The organism is Promicromonospora sp. CA-289599 (genome assembly GCF_050936155.1).
GTDB lineage: Bacteria > Actinomycetota > Actinomycetes > Actinomycetales > Cellulomonadaceae > Promicromonospora.
Window position 1 is genome coordinate 5,684,349 of the sequence record NZ_JBNJNI010000001.1, and the last position, 15,232, is coordinate 5,699,580.

General features: G+C 71.1%; 16 protein-coding genes. 7 read left to right on the plus strand and 9 right to left on the minus strand.

Translation table 11 applies throughout. From position 1 onward, the window contains the following. Positions 1 to 7 precede the first annotated feature (7 nt). Complete coding sequence (locus ACQEVI_RS25300) at positions 8 to 922, plus strand: NmrA family NAD(P)-binding protein (protein ID WP_432904538.1); 915 nt, start codon at positions 8 to 10, stop codon at positions 920 to 922. Between the two features lie 21 nt (positions 923 to 943). Here ACQEVI_RS25300 and ACQEVI_RS25305 read toward each other — a convergent pair whose 3' ends face one another. After that, complete coding sequence (locus ACQEVI_RS25305; protein ID WP_432904541.1) at positions 944 to 2,041, minus strand: acyl-CoA desaturase; 1,098 nt, start codon at positions 2,039 to 2,041, stop codon at positions 944 to 946. A 98-nt stretch (positions 2,042 to 2,139) separates the two neighbouring features. After that, positions 2,140 to 3,429, minus strand: a complete 1,290-nt coding sequence (locus ACQEVI_RS25310) for a sensor histidine kinase (RefSeq protein WP_432904544.1) — start codon at positions 3,427 to 3,429, stop codon at positions 2,140 to 2,142. A gap of 102 nt (positions 3,430 to 3,531) precedes the next feature. Between ACQEVI_RS25310 and ACQEVI_RS25315 the strand changes: the two genes are divergently transcribed. Then, complete coding sequence (locus ACQEVI_RS25315; RefSeq protein WP_432904546.1) at positions 3,532 to 4,221, plus strand: response regulator; 690 nt, start codon at positions 3,532 to 3,534, stop codon at positions 4,219 to 4,221. Between the two features lie 19 nt (positions 4,222 to 4,240). On the opposite strand, the gene ACQEVI_RS25320 is transcribed toward ACQEVI_RS25315, so the two are convergent. Next, positions 4,241 to 6,655 carry an ATP-binding cassette domain-containing protein gene (locus ACQEVI_RS25320; RefSeq protein ID WP_432904548.1) on the minus strand — a complete coding sequence of 805 codons (2,415 nt, stop codon included), beginning with the start codon at positions 6,653 to 6,655 and terminating at the stop codon, positions 4,241 to 4,243. A 77-nt stretch (positions 6,656 to 6,732) separates the two neighbouring features. Here ACQEVI_RS25320 and ACQEVI_RS25325 point away from each other — a divergent pair, with 77 nt between their 5' ends. Continuing rightward, the gene (locus ACQEVI_RS25325; RefSeq protein ID WP_432904551.1) at positions 6,733 to 7,713 is read left to right on the plus strand and encodes a PhzF family phenazine biosynthesis protein; all 981 of its coding nucleotides are present in this window, start codon (positions 6,733 to 6,735) and stop codon (positions 7,711 to 7,713) included. A gap of 7 nt (positions 7,714 to 7,720) precedes the next feature. Here ACQEVI_RS25325 and ACQEVI_RS25330 read toward each other — a convergent pair whose 3' ends face one another. The 3 genes from ACQEVI_RS25330 to ACQEVI_RS25340 form a co-directional block, all read right to left on the minus strand. Next, on the minus strand, positions 7,721 to 8,140 hold the full coding sequence (locus ACQEVI_RS25330; protein ID WP_377131173.1) for a VOC family protein: 420 nt from the start codon (positions 8,138 to 8,140) through the stop codon (positions 7,721 to 7,723). 20 nt (positions 8,141 to 8,160) lie between these two features. Continuing rightward, entirely contained in the window at positions 8,161 to 8,661 is a 501-nt protein-coding gene (locus ACQEVI_RS25335; RefSeq protein WP_432904555.1) for a helix-turn-helix transcriptional regulator, read from the minus strand. A 69-nt stretch (positions 8,662 to 8,730) separates the two neighbouring features. Continuing rightward, positions 8,731 to 9,102: a hypothetical protein gene (locus ACQEVI_RS25340; RefSeq protein WP_432904558.1), complete on the minus strand. Its 372-nt coding sequence runs from the start codon at positions 9,100 to 9,102 to the stop codon at positions 8,731 to 8,733. A gap of 266 nt (positions 9,103 to 9,368) precedes the next feature. Here ACQEVI_RS25340 and ACQEVI_RS25345 point away from each other — a divergent pair, with 266 nt between their 5' ends. Continuing rightward, positions 9,369 to 10,037 (plus strand): AAA family ATPase, encoded by a 669-nt coding sequence (locus tag ACQEVI_RS25345; protein WP_432904561.1) that lies wholly within the window; start codon positions 9,369 to 9,371, stop codon positions 10,035 to 10,037. Between the two features lie 250 nt (positions 10,038 to 10,287). Continuing rightward, entirely contained in the window at positions 10,288 to 10,434 is a 147-nt protein-coding gene (locus ACQEVI_RS25350) for a hypothetical protein (protein WP_432904564.1), read from the plus strand. Here the strand turns inward: ACQEVI_RS25350 and ACQEVI_RS25355 are convergent. Continuing rightward, complete coding sequence (locus ACQEVI_RS25355) at positions 10,431 to 11,867, minus strand: recombinase family protein (protein ID WP_432904567.1); 1,437 nt, start codon at positions 11,865 to 11,867, stop codon at positions 10,431 to 10,433. The two genes, ACQEVI_RS25350 and ACQEVI_RS25355, sit on opposite strands and share 4 nt — an antisense overlap. Positions 11,868 to 12,038: 171 nt before the next feature. Between ACQEVI_RS25355 and ACQEVI_RS25360 the strand changes: the two genes are divergently transcribed. Further along, complete coding sequence (locus ACQEVI_RS25360; RefSeq protein ID WP_432904570.1) at positions 12,039 to 12,218, plus strand: hypothetical protein; 180 nt, start codon at positions 12,039 to 12,041, stop codon at positions 12,216 to 12,218. Between the two features lie 124 nt (positions 12,219 to 12,342). On the opposite strand, the gene ACQEVI_RS25365 is transcribed toward ACQEVI_RS25360, so the two are convergent. After that, complete coding sequence (locus tag ACQEVI_RS25365; RefSeq protein ID WP_432904573.1) at positions 12,343 to 13,719, minus strand: NAD-dependent malic enzyme; 1,377 nt, start codon at positions 13,717 to 13,719, stop codon at positions 12,343 to 12,345. A gap of 136 nt (positions 13,720 to 13,855) precedes the next feature. On the opposite strand from ACQEVI_RS25365, the gene ACQEVI_RS25370 reads away from it, so the two are divergent. After that, positions 13,856 to 14,383, plus strand: coding sequence for a GNAT family N-acetyltransferase (locus ACQEVI_RS25370; RefSeq protein ID WP_432904576.1), 528 nt, complete (start codon positions 13,856 to 13,858; stop codon positions 14,381 to 14,383). Here ACQEVI_RS25370 and ACQEVI_RS25375 read toward each other — a convergent pair. Next, complete coding sequence (locus tag ACQEVI_RS25375) at positions 14,337 to 15,176, minus strand: tyrosine-protein phosphatase (protein ID WP_432904579.1); 840 nt, start codon at positions 15,174 to 15,176, stop codon at positions 14,337 to 14,339. The two genes, ACQEVI_RS25370 and ACQEVI_RS25375, sit on opposite strands and share 47 nt — an antisense overlap. Positions 15,177 to 15,232 lie beyond the last annotated feature (56 nt).

A 15,232-nucleotide genomic window follows, 5' to 3' on the forward strand; every position in this document is an offset into this window, starting at 1 on the left:
GACCGCCGTGAGAATCGCGGTCACCGGCGCGACCGGCACACTCGGGAGCCAGGTCGTCGACCTCCTGGCCAGCACAGGACACAGGGCAGAAGGACACGGCGCCGACGGCGGCCCCGAGCACGGCCCGCACGAGGTGCTGGCACTCGCCCGACGGCCCGACGCCGTCCTGGCCGCGCTGAGCCCCGCAGCGCGCGCCTCCGGCGTCGTCTTAGCGGTGTATGCCGACTACGACGACGCCGGGTCGCTCCGGGCGGCCCTGCGCGGGGTCGACGTCCTGGTGTTCGTGTCCAGCGACGGCGAGGCCGCGCGGATGCTGGTCCAGCACGAGAACGTGGTGCGGGCCGCGAGCGCCTGCGGGGTGGGGCACGTGGTGTACCTGAGCGGTGTGGACGCGGATGTGGCGTCGCCGTTCTGCTACGCGTTCACGAACGGGCGTACGGAGGCGCTGCTGGCGGAGAGCGGGTGCGGTGTCACGTTCGCGCGGGCGTCGTTGTTCACGCAGTTCTTCGCGGGGTTCCTGCGTCCGGCGCTCGTCTCGGGTGAGCTGCGTGTGCCTGCGGGGAGCGGGCGGGTCGCCCTGGTGTCGCGGGCCGACGTCGGGCGGTGCCTGGCGGCGCTCGCCCTGCTGCCGCCGAGTGGGCGGTACCGCGACCTGACGGGACCGGAGTCGTTCACGTTCGAGGCGCTCGCGGGTGTGCTCACCGGGATCGCGGGGATCCCGGTGAGCTACACCGACGTTCCGGCGCGGGTTCACGTGGAGGAGTTGGCCAGGTCCGGGGAGGACCCCTGGTGGACGTATGCGTACTCGACCATGTTCGCGTCGGTCCGGGCGGGCCGCTGGGGCACCGTGTCGGGCGAGGTGCTCAGGCTCACGGGGCGGGCGCCGTCGTCCGTCGCGGATGTCCTGAGGCCTGCTGCCTGACTTCTCCTGCCCGTGCTGCTGTTACCGGTACTGCGCGACGATCGGGCAGTCCATGGGGTTGGCCTCGCCGAGCCCCACGCGGTTGAGGTAGGCGGTGATGATGCCGTAGGACTCGAACAGCCCGGTCTCGGTGTAGGGGATGTCGCGCTCGGCGCAGAACGCCTGCACGATCGGCCGGACCTGCTTCAGGTTGACGCTGGCCATCCGCGGGAAGATGTGGTGCTCGATCTGGTAGTTCAGGCCGCCCATGGCGATGTCCGTGAACCAGCCGCCGCGGATGTTGCGGGAGGTGAGCACCTGGCGGCGCAGGAAGTCGATCTTGAGGTCCTTGGGCAGCAGCGGCATGCCCTTGTGGTTCGGCGCGAAGGTCGCGCCCATGTACAGGCCGAACGTCGCGAGCTGAACGGCCATGAACGCGGCGCCGAGCGCGGGCCCGAGCGTGAGGAACATGAGCGTCGGGAACCCGATGAGCCGGACGCCGACGAGCACGCCCTCGGTGGCGCGGTGCTTGATCGCCGGCGTGGTGGCGAGGCTCTGGATGGCGGTGAGGTGCAGCGACGGGCCGAAGAGCGTCAGCAGCGGGAAGAACAGCCAGCCCTGGCGGCGGGTGAACCAGCGCATGAAGCCGGTGCGCCCGGCCTCCTCGCCCGGCACGAACACGAGCGTGCCGGTGGCGATGTCGCCGTCCTTGCCGATCACGTTGGGGTTGCCGTGGTGCTTGTTGTGCTTGCGGGCCCACCAGCCGTGGCTGAGGCCGACGACGAGGTTGGCGATGATCCGCCCGGCCCACTCGTTGTGCCGTCCGGAGCGGAAGATCTGCAGGTGCCCGGCGTCGTGGCCGAGGAACGCCCACTGGGTGAACACGATGCCGAACAGGACGGCCACCGCGAGCTGCCACCACGTGTCGCCCAGCGTCAGCAGCAGCGTGAACGCGAGCGCCAGGCCTGCCGCGAGGAAGGCGGCGCGGGCCGCGTACCAGCCGACGCGACGGCCCATCAGGCCGGCGGCAGTGGCGCGCTCGGCGAGATCGAAGTAGTCGTTCGTCTGCTGGTTGCGCGCGGTGCGTGCTGGGCGGGTCCGCTGGGCCGAGCGAGGCGGCGCTTCGGTCGTGGTCGTCATAGGTGTCAACCTAGGAACCGGGTTGCCGGTCGCGCGTCCCCCGCGGGAGCCAACCTCACCCCCTACGTGAGTAGTGGGTGTCACCGACGTGACCGGCCCTATGCGAGCAGCGGGTGCTCGTCCTCGCCTACGGGAAGGGTCGCGGAGAGCTCGAAGCCGCCGTCAGGGGTGGGGCCGGAGGCGACCGTGCCGCCGAGGGCGGCCGCGCGTTCGCGGATGCCCGCCAGGCCGAGCTGGGCGCCCGGCGTGGGTTCCTCGCTGCGCGCGGGGGCCGTGTTGGTGATGCGGACGCGCAGGTCGTGCCCGTCGTCGGTGACCGTGACGGTGATCGCCGAGCCCGGAGCGTGCCGCAGGGCGTTGCTCAAGGCCTCCTGGACGACGCGGAAGCCGGTGAGCCCTACCGCGTCGGGGACCACTGCTTCCGTGCCCTCGTAGGCGATCTCCGCGCCGGAGGCGCGGGTGGATCTGACGAGCTCGGCGATGTCGGACAGACCTGGCATGGGGGCGGTGGGTGCGGTGTCGTGGCCGCGCAGGATGCCGAGCAGTCCGCGCATCTCGCTCAGGGCGCGCCGGGAGGAGGCGGCGATCTCCTCGAACTCCTGCTGGATCGTCTCGTCGAGGCCGGGCTGCCGGTAGCGCGCGGTCGAGGCCTGGACCGTGATGACGGACATGCTGTGCGCGACGACGTCGTGCAGCTCGCGCGCGATCCTGTTGCGTTCCTCGAGCTCCCGGCGCCGGCCTGCCTCGGCGGCGCTCTGCCGTTCGGCCTGCTCCATGCGGACGACGCTGAGGATCCACAGGCGCACGAGCACGCCGACCAGGGCGATGGCGCCGCTGAGGGAGACCAGCACCACACCGTTGGCGCCGGCGGACGCGGTGGCGTCTCCGACGATCAGCGCGGGCGCGAGGACCGTCAGCATGGCTCCCGCGAGCCACAGGGACGCCGCCCAGTACCAGGAGTGGCGCAGGGCGAGCACGAACACCGTCAGGCAGTGCGTGAGCAGCACGGTGACCGGCCACGGCCAGGGCCACTCGGGGGCCGCGCCGGCAGTCACGATCATCAGGCCGAGCGCGGCCGGGATGGACGCGCCGAGCCCGGCCCAGGCCCAGCGCACCGCCATGATCGCAGCGGCGCAGTGCACGATGGTCAGGGCCATCGCGGCCACCGGGTGGGTGTCGTACCCGGTAGCCGTCACCGGCCAGCCGACGGCGACGAGCGCCACCGCGGCGACGGAGACCACTGTCCACATCCAGACGACCTCGCGCCGGGCGATCGAGAACGTGCTGAGGTCCAGGCGGGTCAGCGAGCGCAGCCGCCAGTAGCGGGCGCCACGACTGGCTGCGGCGACGGCGCTCGGTACCTGTGCACGAGCATGTGGGTGGTCCATTCTCTGCAGGCTATGCGCCCCACGTGTGCGGCGCGTCACCCGCGAGAGGGACCCGGCGTCATACTTTCGGGTTTCCTCTCGGGCGTCGGCTACTTTGGTTCTATGCCCCCAGCCCCCGAAGATGCCGACAGTGCGATCCGGGTGCTGATCGTCGACGACCAGTCGATGATCCGGGCCGGGTTCGCCGCCCTCCTGAACGCGCACGAGGGGATCACCGTCGTCGGCACGGCCGAGGACGGTGACGGGATCTTCGACGTCGTGCGGCGCACCCAGCCCGACGTCGTGCTGATGGACATCCGCATGCCGAAGGTCAACGGGCTGGACGCGACCCGCACGATCATGGCCATGCCCGGCACACCGCCGAAGGTCATCATGCTGACCACCTTCGACGCCGACGACTACGTGTTCTCGGCCCTGCGCGCGGGGGCGAGCGGGTTCCTGCTGAAGGACTCCCCGCCCGAGGAGCTCACCCAGGCCGTCCGTGTGGTCGCCGCGGGCGAGGCGCTCCTGTCACCGAAGATCACGCGGGCCCTCATCGCCGACTACGCGGCCCGCCCGGAGCGGCCCGCCTCGGCGGACGCCAGACTGTCCGCGCTGACCGACCGCGAGCTCGACGTCATGAAGCTGGTCGCCGCCGGCCAGTCCAACGCCGAGATAGCCACCGAGCTGTACCTGGCCGAGCAGACGGTCAAGACCCACGTCTCACGCATCCTGAACAAGCTCGAGCTGCGCGACCGGACCCAGATGGTGGTCTGCGCGTACGAGTCGGGCCTGGTGCGCGCGGGCCACTGACCCCCAGGAGCCTGTCCCGTCAGCGCGCGGGCTGCTCCCCCACGTACTGCGCGAGGTGCTCGCCCGTGAGCGTCGGCCGGCCCGAGGTCGCCTGGGCCACCAGGTCGGCCGGGGTGCCCTCGAAGACGATGCGGCCGCCGTCGTGCCCGGCGCCCGGACCGAGGTCGATGATCCAGTCGGCGTGCGCCATGACCGCCTGGTGGTGCTCGATCACGATGACCGACTTGCCCGACTCGACGAGGCGGTCCAGGAGGGCGAGCAGGTTCTCGACGTCCGCCAGGTGCAGACCCGTGGTCGGCTCGTCGAGCACGTAGACGCCACCCTCACGGGCCATCTCGACGGCCAGCTTGAGCCGCTGCCGCTCTCCCCCGGACAGCGTCGTCAGCGGCTGGCCGATACCCAGGTAGCCGAGACCGACGTCGGACAGCCGCTCCAGGATCTTGTGCGCGGCCGGGACCGGCGCGGGGCCGTCCTTCGCGAAGAACGCGGTGGCCTCGGCGACCGGCATCGCGAGCACCTCGCTGATGTCCTTGCCGTTCTCACCACCGTTCTGGCCACCACCGAGCGTGTACACCAGCGCCGACGCGTCGAACCTCTTGCCACCGCAGTCCTCGCACGTGGTGGCGACGGTGTCCATGAACCCGAGCTCCGTGTAGATCACGCCGGCGCCCTTGCAGGTGGGGCACGCACCCTCCGAGTTCGCACTGAACAGCGCGGGCTTGACGCCGTTGGCCTTGGCGAACGCCTTGCGGATCGGGTCCAGCAGACCCGTGTACGTCGCGGGGTTGGACCGCCGCGAACCCCTGATCGCGCCCTGGTCGACCGTCACGACCCCTACGTCGGCCGGCAACGACCCGTGGATCAGCGAGCTCTTCCCGGACCCCGCGACACCCGTGACGACGGTCAGCACCCCGAGCGGCACGTCGACGTCGACGTCGCGCAGGTTGTGGGCGCTCGCCCCGCGGATCTCCAGCTTCCCCGAGGCCGGGCGCACGGAGTCCTTGAGCCGTGAGCGGTACCCGAGGTGGCGGCCGGTGAGGGTGTCGCTCCTGCGCAGCTCCTCGACGGTTCCCTGGAACTGGATCGTCCCGCCCGCGGAACCGGCGCCCGGTCCCAGGTCGACCACGTGGTCGGCGATCGCTATCGCCTCGGGCTTGTGCTCGACGACGAGCACCGTGTTGCCCTTGTCCCGCAGCTCGGCCAGCAGCCGGTTCATCCGCTGGATGTCGTGCGGGTGCAGCCCGATCGTCGGCTCGTCGAACACGTACGTGACGTCGGTCAGCGCCGAGCCGAGGTGCCGGATCAGCTTGGTGCGCTGCGCCTCACCCCCGGACAGGGTTCCTGAGGGACGGTCGAGCGAGAGGTAGCCCAGGCCGATCTCGGTGAACTTGTCGAGCTGGAGCTGCAGACCCGTCAGGAGCGGGCCGGTGGACGCACCCTCGTCGGTGGTGGCGAGCTTGCGCACCCAGGCGGCGAGGTCGCTGATCTGCATGGCGCACGCGTCGGCGATGCTGATGCCGTCGATCCTGGACGACCGTGCCGCCTCCGCGAGCCGGGTGCCGTCGCACTCCGGGCAGGTCACGAACGTCACCGCCTGCTCCACCCACGCCCGGATGTGCGGCTGGAGCGAGTCGACGTCCTTGCTCAGCACCGCCTTGCGGACCTTCGGGATGAGACCCTCATAGGTGAGGTTGATGCCCTTGGCCTTGATCTTGGTGGGCTCCTTGTGCAGGAAGTCCGCGAGCTCCGTCTCGGTGTAGTCGCGGATCGCCTTGTCCGGGTCGACGAAGCCCGACTCGATGTACGTGGCGACCATCCAGCCCTCGGCGTTGTAGCCGGGAATCTTGATCGCGCCCTCGTTCAGCGACTGCGAGTCGTCGAAGAACTTCGTCAGATCCAGGTCGGAGACCTGACCGCGGCCCTCGCACCGCGGGCACATGCCACCGTGGTAGACCTGCTCCCGCACGATCGTCTTCTCGCCGGTGGCCGACGTCATCACCCCGCTCGCCTTGCGCGCCGGGACGTTGAACGAGAACGCGATGGGCGGCCCCACCTGCGGCTGACCCAGCCGGCTGAACAGGATGCGCAGCAGCGCGTTGGTGTCCGTGACGGTGCCGAGCGTGGAGCGCGGGTTGGACCCCAGGCGCTCCTGGTCGACGACGATCGCCGTGGTCAGCCCGTCGAGCTGGTCCACCTCCGGCCGGTCCAGGGACGGCATGAAACCCTGCACGAACGCGCTGTACGTCTCGTTGATCATGCGCTGCGACTCCGCGGCGACGGTCGCGAACACCAGCGAGCTCTTGCCCGACCCGGAGACGCCCGTGAACACGGTCAGACGCCGCTTCGGGATGTCCAGGCTGATGTCCTTGAGGTTGTTCTCCCGAGCGCCCTTGACGCGGATCAGGTCGTGGCTGTCGGCCGGGTGGGTGTCCATGGCAGCAGACTAGGCGGGGTGCCGCGAGCGCCGCTTCTCGATATCTGATCGGTATTCCGCGCCCCTACAGTTGCGCTGTGAATGATGCGAGCAATGCCGCGAGCAAGGTGCCGTTCGTGCTGGTCGATGTCTTCGCGGGGCGGCCCCTGGCGGGGAACCCGGTGTCCGTGGTCCCGGACGCGGACGGCCTTCCCGTGGGGACGATGCGGGCGATCGCGCGGGAGTTCAACCAGTCGGAGACGACGTTCGTGCTCGGTGCCTCGGACGGGCGGGCGGACGTCCGGTTCCGTTCGTTCACGCCGACCGGTGAGGAGGTCGGCGGGGCGGGGCACAACATAGTGGGTGCGTGGATCTGGCTCGCGAGCGCGGGCCGGCTGCCGGTCGGGCAGGAGTCGTTCGTGCAGGAGATCGGCGACGACCTGCTCCGGGTGCGGGTCGCGCGGGCCGGCGGCGCGGCAGTACCTGGAGCGGCAGTACCTGGAGCAGCGGGGCCCGGGTCGGCGGGCGGCGTCGAGGTCACGATGACCCAGCTGGCGCCGGTCGCGGGCGGCGTGCTTCCCGCGGGCGCACGGGGCGGGCTGGCGGGCGCGCTCGGGATCCGGGCGGCCGACCTGGCAGAGAGCTCGCCGCGCGTGATCTCGACCGGTGCCGGTCACCTGCTCACGGAGGTGCGGTCGCGGGACGTGGTGGACCGGGTCTCGCCCGACTCTCGGCGGCTGGCCGACGCGCTGCGGGCGGTCGGCGCGGAGGGCTGCTACGTGTACACGCTCGAGGCGGGTACGCAGGAGGAGCGGGTGGCGCCGTACGCGCGGTTCTTCAACCCGATCATGGGTATCCCGGAGGATCCGGCGACCGGTACGGCGGCCGGGCCGCTGGCGGCGCGCCTGGTCGAGGAGGGCGTCCTTGCCCCGGGTGCGGCCGTGGAGATCGAGCAGGGCACGGCCCTGGGCCGGCGGAGCCTGATCCGGGTGCGCGCGCTGCCGGACGGCGTGGAGCTGACCGGCAGCGGCGTCGTCTCGGCGGAAGGCGTGCTGCACCTGTGGGCGGACCAGGTCTGACCCAGGGTCAGAGCTGCTTGATGCGGACGGTGTTGCCCGCCGGGTCGCGGAAGGCGCAGTCCCGGAAGCCGTAGGGCTGGTCGATGGGCTCCTGCATGACCTCGGCGCCGCTGGCCGCCACCCGTTCGAAGGTGCTGTCGAGGTCGCTGGCGCCCAGGATGACGGCGGCGTAGGTGCCCTTGGCCATCATCTCGGCCACGGTGCGGCGTTCGGTGTCCGTGACGCCGGGGTCGGCGGCGGGCGGGGTCAGGACGATGGACGGGCCGGACCCGCCGCCGGGGCCCACGGTGATCCACCGCATGGTGCCCTGGCCGACGTCCAGGAGGACCTCGAAGCCGAGAGCGTCACGGTAGAAGGCGAGCGAGGCCTCCGGATCGGTGTGCGGGAGGAACGTCTGGTGGATGCTGATGCCGGTGTCTGTGCTCATGGCAGTCACGCTAGAGCCGGTCAGGGGGTGCGCGCTTCTCGATTCCTGACCGGGTTCTTGGCCGCGTTCCGCACGGGTCTGGTGACCTGCTTCGCGATGCACGCCGGGAGGCCTGCCGTGTCGACCGACTCGGCCGCCAGCAGCGGATCGTTGCGGTAGACGCTCGGCGGAACACCGACGAGCTCGGTGAAGCGGGTGCTGAACGTCCCCAGCGAGGAGCAGCCGACGGCGAAGCAGACCTCGGTGACGCTGAGATCCCCACGGCGCAGCAGCATCATGGCGCGCTCGATGCGGCGCGTCATGAGGTAGCTGTACGGGGACTCGCCGTAAGCGGCCTTGAACTGCCGCGACAGGTGGCCGGCCGACATGTGGACCCCGGCCGCGAGCGCCTCGACGTCCAGGGGCTGGGTGTACTCGCGGTCCATGCGGTCGCGCACCCGGCGCAGCAGCGTGAGGTCGCGCAGGCGCTGGGCGGCGCGCTGGGCATCGGTGGCGTTGCCGGCGGGGGTGTTGCTGGTCACGTGTGCGATGTTGCCACGGCACGGCGGTTCGCGGTGGCGACGGGCTCGGTCCCCCTGTCGAGCCTCTGGTCAGTCCTCGCTGATGAAGTCGTCGGTGAGGATCAGCTCGGAGCCGTCGTGCCCGTGCACCACCAGGTGGCCGGTCTCGAACGTCACCTCTATCTCCTCGGCGGTGTGGTGCTCGAGGTCGGTGAACGGGCTGGCGACATAGCTGATGCGCGGGCCGAGCTCGGGGTCCTTGCGTGCGACCCACAGGACACCGCCGGGCGACCCGTCGTCACGCAGCTGGACGCACAGCGGCCCCGCTGGCTGCCCCGGGTCCGGGTCGCACACCTCGTGCACGAGCCGTGGCTGGAGGTGGTCGGCCACCACCGACCAGGTACCCACGCCGGCCAAGGCGATCACCGCACCGGACAGGACACCCAGGAGGAAGCGTTTCACACCGCCGACCCTAGCGGGTCGGGGAGCTCGCCCGGACGTCGCGATATGCGCTCCCACCAGCCAGGACTCATCGCCGGAACTGGGAACAAACGTGCTGGTTTCGTCCGTTACCAGTCAGTGGAATGAGTACGGAACGAGCATCTGTCCGACGACCTCACTCGCTCCGGTCCGTGTGCCATGTCCAGCACCTCCTCAGGGTGTTCCCGGTGTTTCCGGATCGGCTCGCGCGATGCTGCTCACCCGGCCCCCTACGAGTGGAGGACCATGTGACGACACCCGCTGTACCGCCCCGCCTGCGCCCCGTACCCGGCCCTGACGAGACCCCCGGCCCGCTGATGATCGTCGTGGGAGGCGTACCAGGGGCCGGCAAGAGCACCTTGCTCGCGAGGGTCGCCGACGACGTGCCCCGCACCGTCGTGCTCGACCCCGACCGCTACCGGCGCGCGATCGCCCGGCGCCTGCCGTCCTTCGTCCCGTACCCCGCCTACCGGTGGGCGGTGCACACGCTGCACGCCGTCGAGACGGTGGCCCGCCTGGCGCGCGGCCCCCGCTCCGCCGCCCCGCTCCTCGTGCACGACACGGCCACCCGCGCCCGGCGTCGGGAGACCCTCGGCCTCCTGGCGCGGCTGCGCGGCTGGGACCCCGTCCTGGTGGCGGTGGACGTCTCCCTGGCCGAGGCGCTCGACGGCCAGCTCGACCGCGGCCGGGTGGTACAGCCCGAGGAGTTCGTGCGGCACTGGGAACGGTGGACGGCGCAGCGCTCGGCGCTCGCGGCGTTGGACGGCGGTCCGCGCGGCCCGTGGTCCGGCGTGTACCTGATGGCGCGCTGCGACGCGTACCGGCGAGTTCGCGAGATGGCCAGGGCGCGCTCGCTGGTGCTGGCGGCCGCGGTGCCTGCCACAGCCGGCACCGCCGACCGGCCGTGCGCCGCGTAGCCCGCTGAGCGACCGTTGCCCCGGCCCTCACCGCCAGCCGAGGTCCGGGGCGACTTGCCGCAGGATGTTCTCGATGCCGTGCACGTTGTAGTCGACGCCGAGCTGGTTGGACACGGTCAGCAGCACGCCGGGCGCGCTGGAACACGAGTCGCCGAGCTGCGCGAGGAGTACCGCGTTACGCGCCGGCCCGGTAAGCGCGCACGTCAGTGGTTCGGGCCATACTTCCGGATATGGCGGGATGGCGACCGGCGTGGACGCACTCGCCGGAGACCGGCGGTCGGCACCGAGCCTGACACTCATGGCGCACGAGCTGACGCTGGAGTTTGACCAGGCCACGCTCACCGACGACCCGCGCGCTCGCACCTACGCCGAGGCACTCGCCACCTTCGCGAGCTAACGGGCCTTCGCTGCCGCGTGCTCCGTCTCGTGCGTCGATCCTCGGCGGACGATCGCCACGTTCGCCGGATCGAAGCCGCGCACGGCAGCCTTCGTCACGACGATGGCGTCAAGTACGGTCGCCAGCGCTTCCGCTGCCCCGTGGACGTCGTCAGGGTCCGTGAGCGCCTCCCAGAGTGTGCGGCCGGTCGGCACGTTCCGTACCTGCCCGGCGTCTGCCTGTAGCGCTGCCAGCGCCGAGCGAGCGGCGTCGACGTCTTCATACGCGGCGAGCGCGTCCTCGCGCGTCCTGGCGGCCCGCTGGCGCGCCTCTGCCGCCTCGACGACGCCCTCGGCGGCCCGGAGCGCTGCCGGGTTGGTGCCGTGCGTCTCGACTCGGAGGAGCTGCACACGCGTGGCCCACGGCTCGAGCTCCGCGAGAACGTGCGCCTCGAGGCGCTCGTAGTTGATGTTGGCTGGCGCCGGACAGTCCCCGCCGTTGGTCTTGACGGAGCATCGCGCGTAGAGGTAGCCCTGGTCGCGCTTCACCCATAGGGGCGACGAGCACCCGGCGCACTCCATGACGAGCGAGAGACGCCACGTTGTGGAGCGCGGTCGGCGGCCGTCACGCGGACCCGTCCGCCGCGACGCGAAGATCTCGCGCACGGCGTGCCACAGGTCGGCGTCGAGGGCAGGCTCGTAGACCTGGCGGCCGTCCCGAATACCGACGATCGCGTCGCCGGTGAGCGTCGAGCGGATCGTTGACGTGTTGAACGTCTTGCCGACGCGGGGCCGGAAGAGCGACGCGTTCGCCTGCGCCGTCGCGGCGTGCAAGCTCCCGCCGTCGCGGATGAACTCGGCGAGCTTGGTCCAGAACGCGGCCTCGTCGGGCTTCGGCGTGAGGATCACGCCCGCGCTGTTCGGGTCCTCGGCGATCTGGTAGCCGTACGGCACCCGCCCGCCAGCGAAGCGCCCCTTCGCGTCGAGGACCGCCCGGGCGTCGCGGACGCGGTCGGCAATCACGGCGGCCTCGAGTTCGGCGAACGATGCCAGCACCTGGGCCACGAACCGGCCCATCGGTGTAGCGAGATCGAGACCCTCCTTTACCGTGGCGAGCGTCGCGCCGAGCGCTTCGAGGTCCTCGGCGATCGTGAGGAAGTCCTTCGTCGAGCGGGCGAGGCGGTCGATCTTGAGCGACAGCACGCGGGTAGCGCCGTGCCGAGTGACATGTTCCCGCACTTCGCGCAGGCCGGGCCGATCGAGGCGCTTGCCCTTCACGCTGGCAGAGACGTCGAGATCGCGCACGACTGCGACGACGTCCCAGCCCTGCGATCGCGCGTAGGCGCGACATGCGTCCTCTTGGCTCTCGGGCGAGACGGTCGGGTCAGCGGTGCCACGGTGCACGCTGAGGCGTATGTAGATGACCGCGCGCGGGGCGCCTGCTGGAGTGTCCATCCGGCGAGCGTACGCGCCACTCCGCTTTACCGGCTACGCGCTCTCGTAATGCATGGCGATGGCGCGAACCGTGGTCTCGATGCGGTGGTCCATCCCGTGACTGCGGGACCGTTCCCGAACCGTTATCGATACCCGGGCATCGTTTACGCCTCCCCGGACGTCTCTATCAGTGTGAGCAACAGTGTGAACACCAACTATCAGTACCGCACCGACGACCGTCGCACCCAGCCGGACCCCGTCCGCTGGTGGATCCCCCTCGTCGCCTCCACGGGCGCCCTGCTCGTGCTCGTTCTCGGCACCGCCGCGATGGTCAGTGGCCTCGTGAACGCCACCATCAGCAACATCGGCTGAGCTGCCCGCTCGCCAGGCATGATCTTGGCAGACAGGATCTCGGCAGGCATGGAACGGCCCGGACGTCAGCGACGTCCGGGCCGTTCCATGCTCAGGCCATGCTCAGGCCATGCTCAGGCCATGCTCAGGCCTGCTTGCGCACCGCGTCCGCCACGGCCTCGGCCACCTGGTGGTCGAAGACACCCGGGACGATGTACGCGCTGTTCAGCTCGTCCGGTCCGACGACCTCGGCGATCGCCACCGCGGACACCCGGAGCATCTCCGTCGTGATGTCCTTGGCGCCCGTGTCCAGCAGGCCACGGAACAGTCCGGGGAACGCGAGCACGTTGTTGATCTGGTTCGGGTAGTCGCTGCGCCCGGTCGCCACCACCGCCGCCGTCTCGGACGCCTCCAGCGGGTCGACCTCCGGTGTCGGGTTCGCCAGGGCGAACACCACCGCGCGCTCGGCCATCTGCGCGATGTCCGCGCCCGACAGGATCCCGGCCGCCGAGACGCCGATGAACACGTCGGCGCCCTTCAGCCCCTCCTGGAGCGTGCCGGCGAACCCGTCGACGTTCGTGTTCTCCACGATCCAGCGCCGGTGCGGGTCCTGCGTCACGACCCCCTGGTGCAGGGCGCCGTCCCGCCCGAACGCGACGATGTGCCGTGCGCCCTGCGCCTTGAGCAGCCGGACGATGGCGTTGCCCGCCGCCCCGACGCCCGACACGACGATCCGCACGTCCTGAAGCTTCTTGTCGACCACCTTGAGCGCGTTGATCATGGCCGCGAGCACCACGATCGCCGTCCCGTGCTGGTCGTCGTGGAAGACGGGGATGTCGAGCTCCTCGCGCAGCCGCGCCTCGATCTCGAAGCAGCGCGGCGCCGCGATGTCCTCCAGGTTCACGCCCCCGTAGACGGGCGCCATCGCCTTGACGATCCGCACGATCTCGTCGGTGTCGGTCGTGTCCAGGCACACCGGCCACGCGTCCACCCCGCCGAACTCCTTGAACAGGGCCGCCTTGCCCTCTATGACCGGCAGGGCGGCAGCCGGGCCGATGTCGCCCAGGCCCAGCACGGCCGTGCCGTCGGTGACCACGGCAACCGTGTTGCGCTTGATCGTCAGCCGACGGGCGTCCTCAGGGTTCTCCGCGATGGCCAGGCACACCCGCGCCACACCCGGCGTGTACGCCCGCGACAGGTCCCGGCGCGTCTTGAGCGGCACCTTGTTCGTGACCTCGATCTTGCCGCCCAGGTGCATCAGGAACGTCGAGTCGCTCGACTTGAGCACCTCCGCCCCGTCGATGGCGTTCACGGCCGCCACGACCCGCTCGCCGTGCTCCGCGTCGATCGTGTCGCACGTGACGTCCACGACCAGCCCGTGCGACGTCGAGTGCGCGATGTCCACGCCCATGACCGCGCCCCCGGCGTCGGCTACCGCCGCTACCACCGAGCTCGTGGCACGCTGCGACGCTGCCACCTCCACGCGCAGGGTGATCGTGTAGCTCGGGCTGGGCAACGACATCGTGGTTCTCCTCGGTGATCCGGTGCTACCGGGCGCGACACTGCGCACGAGGAGATTCCTACCGCCACAGGGTGACGTGCGCCACACGGGCCCGCCATGCGGACGATCCGGCCCGCTCCCGACGGAAGATGGCGCCGTGCAGATCGCCATCGACTCCCCCGCCCGCGACGACGTCAGACGGCTCCTCGACGAGCACCTCACCGACATGTTCGCCACCTCCCCCGCCGAGAGCGTGCACGCCCTCGACCGCTCGGCGCTGCTCGCCCCGACGATCACCTTCTGGACCGCACGCGACGACGACGACGACGCCACCCTGCTCGGCTGCGGCGCCCTCAGCCGGCTCGACGTCCCCGGACTCGGCGATACCGGCCCCAGCGATACCGGCCCGCACGGCGAGATCAAGTCCATGCGCACCGCCGCGCACGCCCGAGGCCGCGGCGTCGCCTCAGCACTGCTCGACGAGATACTGGCCGAGGCGCGCCGACGCCGGTACACCCGCGTCAGCCTGGAGACCGGGACGCAGGACTACTTCGCCCCCGCACGCAGGCTGTACGCCCGGCACGGATTCACCGAGTGCGGCCCGTTCGGCAGCTACACCCTCGACCCGCACAGCGTGTTCATGACCCTCGACCTGAGCGAGCCCGACCTGAGCGAGCCCCGGTAGCGCCCGCCCCGGACGACCCGGACCCGGACCACGGCTCCCCGGTCCGCAGACGCCCCCGCAAGGCGGCGATCCGCCCCTCGTCCAGCCCCGCGTACCGCAGGTAGGCCACCGGATCCAGCTCCGCCAACCAGCTCAGCAGCGCCGCACGGCGCTCGCGGACACGCACGTCCAGCTGCTGCGCGGTCCAGGTCCTCCCCGGGTTCTGGACCCAGGCGCCCTGCTCCTCGTCGTAGGCGACGCCGCCACCGCAATGGGTGGTGCCGCGGAACGCCTGCACGTAGTCCTCGGCGATCGCCTCGTGCTCCACGCCCGTCAGGGACAGCAGCATCGCGGAGATCATCCCGGTCCGGTCGCGGCCGGCCGCGCAGTGCACCAGCGCCGGACCCGCCGCGTCCGCGAGCGCCCGGAAGGCGGTGCCGATCAGGTGCGGGTACATCGCGATGTTGGGCGCGTAGGAGCGCGGGTGGTCGAGCCATGGCCCGCAGGTCTCCAGGAAGTGGGGGTCGCCGGGGTCCTCGGTGGGGGTGTTGCGGGTGAGGAGCCCGCCCGGCCGTGCGGCGTCGGGCATGCGGTCGCGGGCCTGCTTGATCTCGGCGGGGTTGCGCAGGTCGACGACGGTGGTCAGGCCCGCTTCGAGCGCTTCGGCCCAGCCCGTGGGGGTGATCGGTTCGGGTGCGCCGGAGCGCCAGACGCGTCCGGGAGCGGTGGTGCCGCCGTCGTCGAGCGGAAGGCCGCCCAGGTCGTGGAGGTTGACGGCGCCGTCCCAGGCCATGGGGTTCACCGGATTGCTCATGGGCGGCATCGTGGTTCGGGTCCAGGGGCTGGTCAACGGGGAGAACTGCCCCTGGA